Source organism: Pseudoalteromonas sp. SG45-3, assembly GCF_014164075.1.
In the GTDB taxonomy this organism is placed as follows: Bacteria; Pseudomonadota; Gammaproteobacteria; order Enterobacterales; family Alteromonadaceae; genus Pseudoalteromonas; species Pseudoalteromonas distincta.
In genome coordinates this window covers 87148-101938 of the sequence record NZ_JACJEN010000013.1, presented here as the reverse complement: position 1 = coordinate 101938, position 14791 = coordinate 87148, and the positions used below count along the sequence as shown (strand labels likewise).

Annotated in this window: 14 protein-coding genes; 6 read left to right on the top strand and 8 right to left on the bottom strand. The window is 38.2% G+C overall.

The genetic code is table 11. The features are described from left to right. The 3 genes from H5126_RS14660 to H5126_RS14650 all read left to right on the top strand — a co-directional run bounded on the left by H5126_RS14660 (position 1) and on the right by H5126_RS14650 (position 3577). Positions 1 to 705 (top strand): response regulator transcription factor, encoded by a 705-nt coding sequence (locus tag H5126_RS14660; RefSeq protein WP_004335749.1) that lies wholly within the window; start codon positions 1 to 3, stop codon positions 703 to 705. 19 nt (positions 706 to 724) lie between these two features. Then, the gene (locus H5126_RS14655) at positions 725 to 2017 is read left to right on the top strand and encodes a HAMP domain-containing sensor histidine kinase (protein WP_182682682.1); all 1293 of its coding nucleotides are present in this window, start codon (positions 725 to 727) and stop codon (positions 2015 to 2017) included. 204 nt (positions 2018 to 2221) lie between these two features. Then, complete coding sequence (locus H5126_RS14650; protein WP_182720957.1) at positions 2222 to 3577, top strand: sodium-dependent transporter; 1356 nt, start codon at positions 2222 to 2224, stop codon at positions 3575 to 3577. Between the two features lie 78 nt (positions 3578 to 3655). Here H5126_RS14650 and H5126_RS14645 read toward each other — a convergent pair whose 3' ends face one another. Together H5126_RS14645 and H5126_RS14640 are read right to left on the bottom strand one after the other, a co-directional pair. Then, positions 3656 to 4105, bottom strand: coding sequence for a GNAT family N-acetyltransferase (locus H5126_RS14645; RefSeq protein ID WP_004335742.1), 450 nt, complete (start codon positions 4103 to 4105; stop codon positions 3656 to 3658). 69 nt (positions 4106 to 4174) lie between these two features. Continuing rightward, complete coding sequence (locus H5126_RS14640) at positions 4175 to 4918, bottom strand: sporulation protein (RefSeq protein WP_182720956.1); 744 nt, start codon at positions 4916 to 4918, stop codon at positions 4175 to 4177. Positions 4919 to 5184: 266 nt separating this feature from the next. On the opposite strand from H5126_RS14640, the gene H5126_RS14635 reads away from it, so the two are divergent. Beyond that, positions 5185 to 6759: a cation:proton antiporter family protein gene (locus H5126_RS14635; protein WP_004335737.1), complete on the top strand. Its 1575-nt coding sequence runs from the start codon at positions 5185 to 5187 to the stop codon at positions 6757 to 6759. Between the two features lie 350 nt (positions 6760 to 7109). After that, positions 7110 to 7331: a DUF3820 family protein gene (locus H5126_RS14630; RefSeq protein WP_024594942.1), complete on the top strand. Its 222-nt coding sequence runs from the start codon at positions 7110 to 7112 to the stop codon at positions 7329 to 7331. Between the two features lie 91 nt (positions 7332 to 7422). Here H5126_RS14630 and H5126_RS14625 read toward each other — a convergent pair whose 3' ends face one another. The 6 genes from H5126_RS14625 to ilvY form a co-directional block, all read right to left on the bottom strand. Next, entirely contained in the window at positions 7423 to 8670 is a 1248-nt protein-coding gene (locus H5126_RS14625; RefSeq protein ID WP_004335732.1) for an ATP-binding protein, read from the bottom strand. Positions 8671 to 8695: 25 nt separating this feature from the next. Beyond that, positions 8696 to 9388 carry a response regulator gene (locus H5126_RS14620; protein ID WP_004335729.1) on the bottom strand — a complete coding sequence of 231 codons (693 nt, stop codon included), beginning with the start codon at positions 9386 to 9388 and terminating at the stop codon, positions 8696 to 8698. 14 nt (positions 9389 to 9402) lie between these two features. Further along, a complete protein-coding gene (locus H5126_RS14615) occupies positions 9403 to 9783 on the bottom strand; it encodes a DUF3019 domain-containing protein (protein WP_024594944.1) in 381 nt (126 codons plus the stop codon). A gap of 1 nt (position 9784) precedes the next feature. Continuing rightward, complete coding sequence (locus H5126_RS14610; protein WP_182720955.1) at positions 9785 to 10597, bottom strand: MipA/OmpV family protein; 813 nt, start codon at positions 10595 to 10597, stop codon at positions 9785 to 9787. 401 nt (positions 10598 to 10998) lie between these two features. After that, a complete protein-coding gene (locus H5126_RS14605) occupies positions 10999 to 12045 on the bottom strand; it encodes a GGDEF domain-containing protein (RefSeq protein ID WP_024594946.1) in 1047 nt (348 codons plus the stop codon). Between the two features lie 116 nt (positions 12046 to 12161). Next, positions 12162 to 13067 (bottom strand): HTH-type transcriptional activator IlvY, encoded by a 906-nt coding sequence (ilvY, locus tag H5126_RS14600; RefSeq protein ID WP_024594947.1) that lies wholly within the window; start codon positions 13065 to 13067, stop codon positions 12162 to 12164. 138 nt (positions 13068 to 13205) lie between these two features. Between ilvY and ilvC the strand changes: the two genes are divergently transcribed. Next, complete coding sequence (gene ilvC, locus H5126_RS14595) at positions 13206 to 14678, top strand: ketol-acid reductoisomerase (RefSeq protein ID WP_004335714.1); 1473 nt, start codon at positions 13206 to 13208, stop codon at positions 14676 to 14678. The last annotated feature ends 113 nt before the right edge of the window (positions 14679 to 14791 follow it).

Genomic DNA, 14791 nt, shown 5'->3' with positions numbered 1-14791 from the left:
ATGGATAACTACGGCACTATTTTACTTGTTGAAGACGATGCATCACTAGCGCAATGGGTTGCTGAATATTTAACAGAGCAAGGCTATACAACGCATGTTTGTCATCGTGGTGACGAAGTTGTTAGCAAGGTCAAAACGTTAAACCCAAATATTGTGCTCCTTGATATTATGCTCCCGGGGCAAGATGGTATTAGCGTATGTAGAGAGCTTCGTAGCTTTTATAATTCGCCTATTATAATGCTCACCGCACGCGATGAAGAGATGGATGAAGTTATTGGTTTAGAAGTTGGCGCAAGCGACTACATAATGAAACCGGTGCGTCCGCGTGCATTACTAGCGCGAATAAAAGCAGCACTGCGTCAAAACAATGAGCCAAATAAGCCACAGGTTAGCCAAAGCATTATTCAAGTTGGTGCACTTAGTATTAATACCGAATCTAGAAATGTGACCCTTAACGAGCAAGATATAAACATATCAAGCGCCGAATATCTATTATTACACTACCTTGCAAGCAATGCAGGTCAAGTTGTCTCACGCGATGCCGTATTTAAAGCGACGAAAGGTAGAGAGTACGACGGGCTTGATAGAAGTGTTGATGTACTTATTTCTGCACTTCGTAAAAAATTTAATGATGATCCACAAAACCCCGAAAAAATTAAAACTATTTGGGGCCGTGGATATTTACTTGTTTCTACCGCGTGGTAATAGAGCGATGAATAAATAAATGAAAAAGTTTTATATATCGCTTCTAGGCAGTGCACTTTTATCTATTGTGGTATTGGGCTGGCTTATTGATGCTTTTAGTCAACAAGCGCATACCCCACAAGATGAATTTAGTCAGCAAAGTAAAATGATCATGGGTTTTAATAAGCAGTTAGCTAACATACCTACATCTGAGCGCAGCGATTATGTAAAACAACTAGCCCGAGAGTTTGATGTTTTAATTGACTACAAGCCAAATGAGTCACTCGCCTTACCACCTTCTTTATTATTACAAATGCACACGCCAGGTGGGCTGATTTTAGAGGATCAGCAAGGCTTTTATATGCTTTATAGTAGCGACGTTTTAAATCCTTTTCACTTATCAATGCGCTTAGATAAAATTTTTGATAGCGAGCAGCATAACGACATTATATTAACTCTACTATTTTACGCAGGCCTATGTGTATTTATGGGGTTTATTATCGCGCCCTTAGCTAAACGACTAACTGTCTTAAATGAAGCCGCTAAAAAGTTTGCCTCTGGTAATGTTCAAGCCCGAATAAAGGTATCGCACTTTACCTATATAAAAGATGTGGAACTTACTTTTAACCGCATGGCTAGCCAAATAGAGAAACTCGTCGCCGAAAACAAACTAATGGCCTCGAGCTTGTCTCACGACATCCGCACCCCTATCGCGTGCCTGCGATTTGGTTTAGATGCGGCATTAGATAGCCATGATGAGCAAAAAGTAAAACAGTATTTAACCCGTATGGAGAACGATTTAGATCATATGGAATCGATGCTTAGTAGCTATTTAGCATTTGCTACATTAGAGCAAAACGCGAATAAACTAACCTATTCATCAACCAATATTAAATCCTACCTTGAAGATATTTTAGTTCAACTTGCACCAAAACTTGAAATGCAAATGCTCAACGTACAACTCAATAGTACAGATAAAATAATAAATGCAGATCTTCACTGGCTGGCCCGTGCAATTACTAACTTATTAACTAACGCATGTGATTTTGCAAACCAACATATTTACCTCAGTGCAAAGTTACACGAGCAACAGCTTATAATAACGGTAGAAGATGACGGCCCAGGTATCGCACAAGAGAACTTTAGTAATGTATTTAGCCCATTTTTTAGAGAGGAAGATCACCGTAACAGAGCCGATAAGAGTTATGGCCTTGGCTTAGCCATTGTTACCAAAGTAGCTGATTGGCATCATGGCAGCGTTAAAGTAAGTAAAAGCACCCAGTTAGGTGGTGCGTGCTTTACTCTCACTATTGCACAGCACCATAATCCGTAAAGCAATAGTTACAGACTGTAATTAACAATTATTAAACAAAATCAACTCGTTATTTTAAACGACTTAATAACAACAATTAAAATCGATGGTTATAACATACACTTTACTTATTAATTTGTGCTAGATCAGCAAATAAGCACTTTTTATTTTTTTACATTTCCAGTAGATTGTCACCGCCGTCACACAATAGAGAAGTACAATAATATGAGCGCAGTTAGAGGCGAGTTTAGCTCTCGCTTTGGTTTTATTATGGCCGCCGCGGGTTCTGCCGTTGGTTTGGGCAATATTTGGGGATTCCCTACACAAACAGCAAGTAATGGCGGTGCTGCATTTTTAGTCGCATATTTAGTGCTTGCGTTCTTTTTAGCCTACCCCGCTTTAATGGCTGAACTTATGATTGGACGTCATGGCCAAGCAAACGCAGTGTCATCACTTCAAAAAATATCTAATAAGCCATGGCAAAAACACTTTGCCTTTGCTGTTGGTTTTGGCGGTATTTTATGCGCTGGCTTTATACTAAGCTTTTACGCCATTGTTGCCGGTTGGATGCTCAGCGCCACAGCTGAACCTATAGCCACTTTAGTTGGTGCCAACACAGCATCTACATGGTTAAGCGAGCAATCACTTACTCGAAATATTATATTCACTATGATCTTTATCGTACTAACTGTCGCTATTATAAGTAGAGGCGTTGAAAACGGTATTGAGAAGTGGTCTAAGCGTTTAATGCCTGCACTTTTAGGCATTTTATTTGCACTTATTGCTTATGTGATGACGCAAGATGGTGCTATGGAAGGCTTAAAAGCCTACTTAGTTCCTGACTTTTCATCTATTTTTGACGCAAAACTATTAGTAAGTGCATTAGGGCAAGCTTTCTTCTCTTTATCGCTTGGCACTAGCGTAATGATTATTTACGGCTCGTACATTAGTAAAAAAGAAAATCTTGTTTCTTTAGGTGCCTATGTGACCCTTATTGATGTATTTATAGCCTTTGTTGCAGGTTTACTGATTATTCCGGCTATGTACGTAGCACAAGCTCAAGGCGTTGAAATATTCTCGGCCACAACGGGTAAGCTACTCTCTGAAGATACATTAGTGTTTCAGGTACTCCCCGCTTTATTTGATGGAATGGGCGAAGTTGGCTTATTTGTGGGTTTTTCATTTTTTGCGTTAATGAGTATTGCCGCTTTAACATCATCTATTTCAATGTTAGAGGCGCCAGTATCATACACCGTAGAGCGCTTTGGGATGAAACGCGTTCAAGCAACGTGGTTAATTGGGGCGCTAATCGCTGTCGTTAGCATTACAATTGTGTGTAACCTTAGCAGCTTATTTGGCTTAGTAATCACTCTCACTACAAAAGTAGCTCAGCCTTTACTTGGTCTTATGTGTTGTATATTTGTAGGCTGGATTTGGTATAGAGGCTCATTACTAAAAGCAATTCAAGAGGGTAACCCAGAGGTTCACAATACATTGTTTTGGAAAATATGGCCTTGGTATACTAAGTTTGTATGTCCACTGGCTATTGGCATGGTGTTTTTACACTCACTATTGAGCTAAATGATACCTTAGCCTTAAAATAGTTTTAAATAAAATAGCCCACATTAGTGGGCTTTTTTATAGCTGCTTAAATTGGATTTATTGAGTGAGTTTTAAAATCATATCTTGATGAGGTATACCGTCTTCTAGATATTCACTTTTGTAATCTTCAAAGCCAAAGGAGCGGTAAAAATCAAGTAAGTAGGTTTGTGCGCCAATATAAATATCTCGTTCAGGCCACCGCTCTTTACAGCATTCTATAGCTTTACTTACAAGTACAGTGGCGTCGCCTTTGCCACGCGCACTTTTACTTACCAGCACGCGCCCTATTGCGCTGTATTGCTCATTTTTTTCATAGCATCGGGCATAAGTGTGTAGCCGCCCATTGTCTAGTGTATATAAATGCTGTGTATTTAAATCAATATCTACATCATCAAGTTCAGGGTAAGGGCACGCCTGCTCTACAACAAATACGTCTACACGTCCTCGCATAATAGTAAAAAGAGTATGCGCATCTAAAGCATTAAACTGCTCACATTTAAATTGCATTTTAAATCCTATAAACAATAAACCCAGCCTAGGCCGGGTTTAATAAAATTATTCACTTGTTAGTTTATATTAAGCAAATAAGCGCTCTAGTTGGTCGCACAACTGCGATAAATTCACGTGGTCATGCTCTATGGTTAAATCTACATAACCATCGCCTCTAAAGGCCCTGTCTAGCTCTATGAGCACATGTGTTTTATGTGCCTCTGGTACAAATGACAACTCGATCTCTTGAATGCCAAATAAACTACGGCTATTTGGCTTATATTCAAGTTCCTGATAACAACCCGATAACGATTGAAATGTTGAAGCGCGCAAATGGCCTTTTTCTACATCAGCCTTCATTAAGCTAAAACCTAGCTTTTCCATCGCCTGCATGCACGTTTTAACAGCTTCATTAGGGTAAATATGTAAATGGTCTTTATCGCTCGGATCAAGTGCTAAATCAATATCTAAACCTGTTTCAAGCCACACATGAGATTGATTGTAACCTGCATTAATTTCTGTAATAGGTGTTTCAGAATGAAGACGTGCTTCAAAAGGGATACTTTTAATTTCGCCCGGCTCAATTGTACCTATATCTGTAATTCGCCATTGGTCAATCACATGATTGGTGAAATAATCGCCATCATCACCTGCCACTTTAACACGGGTCATAAGTAATAAATCTAAGCCTGCAATATCTTGGCTAACATCACCTGCGGTAATGACTATTTGTGCGTTAAAAAGCTGACCAGGTTGTAGGTGTTCAGTCTCTAAAACAGTATCTACTTTTGCAGCACCAATACCTACCGACGCTAAAATCTTTTTAAACATATATTTCTCCTTAAGCTGAGCGGTTCTATTATTTGCTCTTGCTTAAACTTCTTCGTTATCGCATCTTAACCATATTTAAAAGCCAATGTCAGTGAAAAAATGTTATTTACATGCTATTTACGATTAAATATATGTTTGATGCGCATTTTTTATACACAGCTAGGCAAGTAGCTGTTTAGACGCGTTCATTTTTAGGTCTATTTTTATTTTCAATGGTATAAATTTTTCGTTACACTGCAACCCCAAATGAAGTGATATTAAGAATTATGGAACTAATCTATTTTGCCGCCGCGTTTGTGTGTGGCTTTGCTGTTTATCAGTTAAAGCTGCCTCCTCTTATTGGATTTTTATTAGCAGGTTTTGCTTTAAATTTATCGGGTTATAAAAGTACAGAGTTGCTCGATACAATAGCAGCACTTGGCGTAACCCTTCTTCTTTTTAGTATTGGTTTAAAGCTAAAGGTAAACAGTTTAATTAAACCCCAAGTGTGGGCGCCTGCAACATTGCATATTATTTTTAGCAGCGCGCTTTTTAGTGGCTTTATGTTATTGCTTGGTGTTTTCGCTATTCCACTGTTTATTGATTTAAGTTGGCAAAGTGCTTTATTAGTTGGGTTTGCGCTTAGTTTTTCAAGTACTGTATTTGCAGTAAAAGTGCTTGAAGAACGCGGAGAAATGGCAAGCCTTCACGGTAAAATAGCCATTGGTATACTAGTCATGCAAGATATCTTTGCTGTTATCTTTTTAGCGATTAGTACAGGTAAAATTCCAAATGTATGGGCAATTGCATTAATAATTGCTCTGCCTTTATTACGACCTGTCATGTATGGCGTATTAAATCGCTCTAAACATGGTGAACTATTACCATTATTTGGTTTTTTCTTTGCTTTAGTTGCTGGTTATCATGCATTTGAATTTGCAGGATTAAAAGGCGACCTAGGCGCACTCATAATTGGGATGATGTTTGCACCACATAAAAAAGCAGGAGAACTATCAAAATCTCTGCTTAATTTAAAAGACATATTATTAGTCGGTTTTTTCTTAAGTATTGGCTTGAGCGCAGAGCTAACCACTAGCTCATTAATCGTTGCTATCATACTTGTTTTAGTTTTACCTATTAAAATAGCGCTTTATTACGTGTTCACAAATATATTCAAACTACGCGCACGTACATCATTACTTACCGCCTTTAGTTTATCTAACTACAGTGAATTTGGGTTAATTGTATGTGCAGTAGCAGCTAGCACAGGCATGATCACTTCTGAGTGGCTGGCCGTAATGGCAATTGCTGTTTCTATTACCTTTGTAATTGCCTCGCCGTTAAATAAGCGCTCAAACGAGCTATACGTAAAAATAGAGCACTGGCTATTAAAGTTTGAAAGCAAAACTCGTTTAGCTGAAGAGCTACCTGTTAACCTAAACGATACTAAAATAGTCATTTTTGGTATGGGACGTATTGGTACTGGTGCTTATGAAACAATCAACGCGACTCACCCAAATGTTGTTGCAGGCATAGATATAAAACCTGAAGTGGTAGATAAGCACGTTAACAGAGGCCGCAACGTATTAATTGCTGATGCAACAGATCCTGACTTTTGGCAACGAGTAAATCATTCGCAAGTAGAAATGGTCATGCTTGCAATGCCAAAGCATATGCAAAATATTTTTGCGCTAGAGCAACTACAAGCCTCAGGTTATAAAGGCCAAGTAACAGCTATTGCAAACTACCCTGATCAACAAAAAGAGCTAGAAGAAATGGGTGTTCATTCTACTTATAACTTTTACTTAGAAGCAGGTAGTGGTTTTGCAGAGCACGTTAAACAAGAGCTATTTAACGAATAATCACTTTTTATAACGTCTATAAATAACAAAGCCTTAAAATCATTAAGGCTTTGTTATTAGTTTTTAAATGAAAAGCAATTCTATTTACATTCCTTTACAAGCCATTTAACCACGACCATAAAAAACAGGTAGACTATCCATGTAGGTTAAATAAAACCCCATGTTCTAATAATAACTTAATTAGATCCCAGCTAATTAAAGTTCAACTAGGTTTATATTAATCAACAAAAAATTATTAAATCAGAGGGCCTACTCCCTCGCAAAATAGGCTGTTTCTTGCCCGTCACAGCCTATTTTATATTTCTAAAATCCCTTACACTTATGCAGACTTTAAAACCTAAGTAACTCTTATGGATCCAAAACAATTAAAAATAGCTGTAAATACAACGATGCCTTTTGGGAAATATGCTGGGCGCCCTTTATTACTACTACCAGAACCTTATTTGGTGTGGTTCAAACAGCAGGGATTTCCTAACTCGAAACTTGGTAGCCAACTAGCGATGATGTATGAGGTTAAACTAAATGGCCTTGAGCAAATGTTAATGCCATTACTTGAAAAAAATAAAAAATAATTGAGAACTTTTTTAAATACTTGCGGTCTATTATATTGCTACTTGTTGATTTTGGTTTTTAACCGCAAAAAAAGCGCCTTAGGCGCTTTTTTTATGTCTTAAATTTGAGAGGTAAATATACAATAAATTTAGCACCACCTAAGCTTGAGCTTTCTGCTTTACACTCTCCTTGGTGCCACGACACAATTTTAGCAACTATAGCAAGCCCTAAACCAAAGCCACCAGTGTCCTTGCCTCTACTTTTATCTAATCGAGTAAAAGGCTTAAATACGTTTTCTCGCTCAACGGGGTCAATCCCTTCACCATCATCTTCAACAATCAATACTATGTGAGTTGCCTCTTGTAGCAATGAAATTTTGACTTGTTGATGAGTGTATTTGAGCGCATTGCCAATTAAATTTTGAAATACTCGCGCCATAAAGTGGCTATCACAGTAGTAGTTTAAATGCTCAGGGAGGTTTATAGAGAGCGTTGTTCTAGCTTCAAAATTTAGCTTTTCAACAGTGGTTTTTACCAGCCCAGCTAAATCGCAGTTTATTGGCTGTAAACTTGGTTGTTGAGAGTCTAATCGCGCGTATTCAAGCATTTCAGAAACTAGTGACTCAAGCTCACTAATGTCTGTTTGCATGTTTGTTAGGTATTTTTCGCCTTTTTCGTCAAGCATTTGTTCTTGTAGCATGACTATTGCAAACTTTAAACGTGCTAGTGGTGTTCTAAACTCATGCGACACCGATGAGGTAAGTTCTTGCTGCGCACTAAGTAAAAACTCAATACGTTGCTGCATTACCTTTAATGTATCAGTTATAGGTAAAAAGAAAGACTTAGAAGAGTCATTTAGTTGAAAGTCTTGCAAACCCTCTACCGCTTCACACGCTTTACGTAGCTTTGCAAAGTCACGCCAGAGTAAAAAGCTCCATAGCCCAACTGGTATGCCTACAATAATAAGTAGTAATAAATACGGCCAAACAGAAGATGATTGCTGCGTTAATACGCCTACCGGTCCTACTTGAAGTAATGAGTCATTACCGAGATCTACATACCAAACAATGCGTTGTTGCTTATCATACAAATATAAGTAGTGGTTTTGATTTAGCTGCGATTGTTGTTTTTGAGGAAGTATTAAATCACGTCGTTCAATCACTTTACTTTCAAAGTTATGCTTTAGTTTTTTAAGACCATTTGGAGTTTGTGAAAGCAACCACAGTGATTGCCCAAACTCATCGTCTAAGAAGACCTGCTGCTGCGACTCTTCATAGGGCCACAGCTGCTCAATAACACCACTTACAACAAATAATGAAACAATGATATATAAGTATAAGCTGGTAAACAGTTTTCCCATTACAGCCGATTAACCTTAAATAGTTCTAAAGATCCCATGCATCAGAAACAAATAAATAGCCTTGTCCCCATACGGTTTTTATACGATACGGCTTATCACTATTATCGCCTAATTTTTTACGAATTCGTGATACGCGTACATCCACAGTTCTATCAAGTCCGTCATATTGACGGCCAATCATATGTTGGTGCACATGTTCTCTGCTTAGTACTTCACCCGCATTTGACGCTAATAGCCATAGTAGTTCAAACTCGTGCGAAGTTAATACAATCTCTGAATCACTTAGTTTTACAATACGGCTTGTTTTATCGATGACTAAATCACCAAACTGCAGTTCTTCACTAGATTTTACTATTGGTTGCCCACGTCGTAGTAATGCATTGATCCGCGCTAGTAATACACGTGGCTCTGCTGGTTTTATTACATAATCATCAGCACCAAGTTCTAAACCAAGCACTTGGTCGAAGTCTTCACCTTTAGCAGTCAACATTAAAATTGGTAGAGTAAATTTATCTCTTACTTGGCGGCAAACGCTAAAGCCATCTTTACCTGGCAGCATAACGTCTAGAATCATTAAATCGGGTGTATTGTTTTCTAGGTAATTAAACACTTCGTCACCGCGGTCTAACACTTCGACTTCAAGGCCATTATGTTCAAGGTAATCTTTTGTTAGCTGTTGTAAACCGAGATCATCTTCAACAAGTAAAATTTTTGGCATTAGTTGCTCCTAAATTAAAAAAAGCTCCACGGAGAGCGAAGCCTACGCCTATTTTTTTTAGCATGGGCGCTTTGTACTTCAACCTGTGTTTTTGCTATTAACACACCCGTATGAGGATTGATTAAGGAGTATATGGTCTCCACCTGAACACGCGCTTTATAATTAAATTGCCCAGAACGCTGCTGCTGCCAGCATTGAAGTAGTTGTTCTTGTTGATACAAACAGACATCACTATAGGTGTTTAATAGCCATTTAAACTGTAAATCAAGATCGCAAAAATCCTGCTGTTCGGAAACCACGCAGACTTTTGGAGAAACACTAAAAACAGGGGTTTGTGCCACACTAAAACCACTAAAAAAAGTGGTAATAAACACAACTAATATTGAATACTTCATATTAAAAAGTACGATCGAATCCTATAAATGCAGTCATTGAATAAGTACGTTCAAAGAGCGGACTGCCATCCATAGCCGAATAGTCGTAATATGCTACATGAAAACGAAGAGAGTCAGCCTTACTCAGTGGCCAACGGGCGTCGATTTTAGCATAAGGTTGCCAACTACTACCAACGTCTATTTTGCCAAATTGAGTTTCACTCTCATTAAGTCCATAAAAATAGCTATTTAGTTCCGCAGATTTATAGTTTATTCCAAGTGTTGGCTTTATTTTAAGCTTTCCTAGCACAGTATGATATTGCCACTGCAATGCACCGCGTACACCTCGATAAACATCGGTTATATCATGCAGAGCCTGAACTGAAAAAACATGGTCATCATTTACATAGTGATATGCAATACCCGCATCCAAGGCAATTTGCCGTTTATGCAAATTATCAATATCAGCGTAGCGAGAGGACGAGGCTTCATTTTGCATTACAAACTGATTATTAAGAGCACTACTTTGCAATGCAAATACATTTTTAGGGTGCCAGTCTATAAAAAAGCGAGATTCAGAGTTGAGTTCACTAACTAGATTAAAGTGATGCTTTGGGGATTGTGAAAATGAATAGCCAAGGCGGCCATTATCAAAAAACCATTGCTCTGCATAAAACGCAATTTGTGGAATAAGCACAAGCGGAATATTATCTCCACCATGCAAAGGGTTGGTTATAACTCCAGCCCCAACGCTTAAACTCAAATGCAGGCGATCAGTTGTTATATCTTGCTCTGTATAATCGTCAGCATGCTTGCTTGCCTGTGTTGCTTGCACCGAAAGGCAAGCAAACAAAGTGCTAAAACATAGAGCAGTTAATAAGGAGAAGGAATACCGCATCAGCGTACATCAAAGTATTAAATTAAGTAAGTTCCCCATACTAGCAAGGTCTTTTTAAACTAGCTCTAGCTGGTTACAATTATTCACAATTTGTATACACAAATGTTAACTTTTGTGTTTTTGAAGTGACAAACCCTTCAAATTAGTTATGTGCGTTGGCTAAGCTGGCACTGCTTTGAGAAACTTTGGAAATGAGGGATAACCTCGCAAATGCTTTAATTCAAATAAAATCTGCAGGAAGCCAACTCTAACAACTTTTTTTTATTAACCTTACAAGCTACTAGGTTACCAAAGTTAATAGCGGCTTTAGCCTTAATAAATCAAGCTTCTGATGCTTATTAAATATCAGGGGCTATTTCTATTCGGTTTCGGCCATGCGTTTTTGCGATATATAAGGCTCTATCTGCACGCTCAACTAAAACTGAGCTATTAGTAAATGGACGTAAAATAGCTAAACCAAAACTTGCAGAAATAGCACGTTTAGCTGTTATATCATGCTTTTTACGAATCGCTAATTTCGCAATAGCTAAACGTATACAATCGGCAAACGCTATTATATCGTTAATAGTGTCAAAATAAGCTGTTATACAAAACTCTTCGCCACCGTATCTATATATATTTGCTGTTTCAGTTGTATTTTCTCTCACTTTTTTGGCAACTAACCTCAACACTTCGTCACCCTTTTGATGACCAAAGTCATCGTTAAAACGTTTAAAGTGATCAATATCAAACATAATTAGTACGGCAAGAGAATCTTCCTGTGCTTTCTCTGAGTATTCAAAACAAAATTTTACGATATCTGAATCAAACTTACCTCGGTTATAAAACCCCGTAAGCGTGTCGGTATCAGCTGCTTCTTTTGAAATATTAAGTGCTTCTTTTAAATCTTTTATTTCGTTGTAAGCAACAGCTAACTTAGTTTGAAATTCTCTAGCATAATCCTGCATAGCAATAGAATCGTCGGTTAAGCGCTCTACACAACCTAATATTTCATTATAAGAATTTACATCAGCAAGCATATTTAATTCATTTTGTGAATCAACTAAACTTGTTGTAAAGCTTTTGGAATGTTCAAGCGTGGTGCTTATATCTTGCTGGACTTGCTCCATGGTTGTATGGAACTTTTCAGTCATTTCTTGAAAGAAAGCCAGATCGTCTTGCGTTAAATGCTTATCAAAAATTTCTTTTGCTTTGTCTTGTGAGCATGTTTGTTGCTCAGCAATAACATGGTCTAATTCAGCATTTAATGAAGGGTTACTCCCTTGAATGTAACAGTACCAAATTGCATAGTTGATAGGCGTAACCGGCATGCGGTATTTTACCATCAAAGGAATCGCCTTTTTAAGGCATTGAGCAGAATGAGCAAGTGATACGGCGTGGTTCATAAATAAACTCTCAAGCGTCATTGTTTTTATTATTAGCACTCAATGTTAAGTAATAGTAAACTCATACGCAACCTATATTAATACTATTTAACTAATTTGCTTGCTCTGTGTGCATATTAAATTGCTTTTGCTTCTAAAGTTTGCGCAATATTCCACAACGCACTGATTGCAGGGTCATTTAACTCTTTTCTTAATACCGCTAAACCGATATCAAACCCTTCAGGTGCTTGCATTTTTGGTGTTAGTATTTGTACCTTATCTTGCAGCGGGCTGTTATCTAGCACTATTTTAGGGACCATTGCGACGCCTAGCCCTAAGCTCACCATAGATACCATTGCTTCATGTCCTGCAACTTGGGCGTAGATTTTTCCGTGAATATTATTTTTGCGCCACCAGTGCTCTAACCTTTGGCGAGAAAAACCTTGTTCTGGGACAATAAACTCTAAATCAGACCAATTAATGTCATCACTATTTTGTGTAAGCTTTTGTGTGATCGGACATTGAATTTTTGGGCCAATTAATAAAAGTGGTGAGTGCCCAATATCAACAAAGGCAATTTGCGACGGTAATTTATTAGGCTTAGCTGCAATTGCCATTAATTCGTGGCCATCTAGGACACGATTTATAGCAAGTGCTGGGTCACCGGTATTTAATGTTATTTCTATGTACTGATGCTGCGCACGAAGTTGTTCTAATATTTGATGTAAAAAACTATAAGATGCAGTTACAGAACAATAAATACTTACTTTGCCGTAAATATGCTGTTGTGGGTCTTTTACATTCGTTTTAAAACGTTGCCAATTAGCAAGCGTTGCCGTTGCGTAATCAATAAAGGACTCCCCCTCACGCGTTAATTTAACGCTTCGGTTATCGCGGATAAACAATGCCACTCCAACTTCTTCTTCCAAATGTTTTATATTTCGGCTCAAAGTGGGTGCGCTTATGTGGCAAAGCTCACTTGCGCGCCCAAAGTGAAGTGTTTTAGCCAACGCTAAAAAGTAGTTTAAGTGCTTATGTTCCATCCAACCCCCTGTATTTCATATTATGAAACACTTTAATTCAAATATATCATTTTACGCAAGCAACGATTTTACATATGGTGTTTGTAAGCGCAGTAAACATTGCGCATCTAACAAACATGACTTTATAGGACACTAACAATGGCGAATTATTTCAATACCTTACCTTTACGCGAGCAATTAGCGCAATTAGCGCAATGTGAATTTATGGACGCAGGCGAATTTGCCGATGGCGTTGATGCACTTAAAGGTAAAAAACTAGTTATTGTAGGCTGTGGCGCACAAGGTTTAAACCAAGGCTTAAACTTACGTGACTCTGGTTTAGATGTTTCTTACACATTACGCGCATCAGCTATTTCTGAGCGTCGCCAATCATTTTTGAACGCATCTGAAAACGGCTTTACTGTTGGCACTTACGAAGAACTAATCCCAACAGCTGATGTAGTACTTAATTTAACACCAGATAAGCAACATACTGCTGTAGTAAGTGCAATTATGCCGCTTATGAAAAAAGGCTCTACACTTGCCTACTCTCATGGCTTTAATATTGTTGAAGAAGGCATGCAAGTACGTGAAGACATTACTGTAATCATGGTTGCGCCTAAGTGTCCTGGTTCTGAAGTACGTGAAGAATACAAACGCGGTTTTGGTGTACCAACTCTAATTGCTGTTCACCCAGAAAATGACCCTCAAGGTCATGGTTTAGCACAAGCTAAAGCGTATGCAGCAGGGACTGGCGGACACCGTGCAGGTGTACTTAAATCATCATTTATTGCTGAAGTTAAGTCAGACCTAATGGGCGAGCAAACCATTTTATGTGGCATGTTACAAACTGGCTCTATTTTATGTTTTGATAAAATGATAGAAAAAGGCGTTGATGCGGGTTATGCATCAAAGCTAATTCAATACGGCTGGGAAGTAATTACCGAAGCACTTAAGTACGGCGGCGTTACAAACATGCTTGACCGCCTTTCAAACCCTGCAAAAGTAAAAGCGTTCGAACTAAGCGAAGAGCTAAAACTAATTATGCGCCCGCTTTATAATAAGCATCAAGATGACATCATCGACGGCACTTTCTCACGCACTATGATGGAAGACTGGAATAACGATGACGTAAACTTACTTAAATGGCGCGCTGAAACAGCAGAGACTAACTTTGAAAAGACCCCTGCTGGCGATGTAGAAATCTCAGAACAGGAATTTTTTGATAACGGTATTTTAATGGTAGCAATGGTAAAAGCAGGTGTTGAACTTGCTTTTGAAACCATGACAGCAGCCGGTATTATTGAAGAGTCAGCTTACTACGAGTCTTTACATGAAACGCCATTAATTGCTAATACTATTGCACGCAAAAAGCTTTTTGAAATGAACCGTACAATTTCTGACACTGCAGAGTATGGATGTTACCTATATAACCATGCATGTTTGCCATTACTTGCAGATTTTATGAAAAAAATTGATACAGATGTCATTGGTAAAGGCCTTGGCGAGCACAGTAACCAAGTTGATAACCAAACATTAATTCAAATTAACGCCGCCCTTCGTGAACACCCAGTTGAAAAAGTAGGTGCTAAATTACGTGGCTACATGTCAGCAATGAAAAAGATTGTTTAACCCTAAACGATAAATGTTTCGCTTGTTAGAAACCAAGCCCATATGCTTTGCTTATGGGCTTTTTTATGCATATTCATAAAATTTTAACCATAACACGCTACCTTCTATTCATT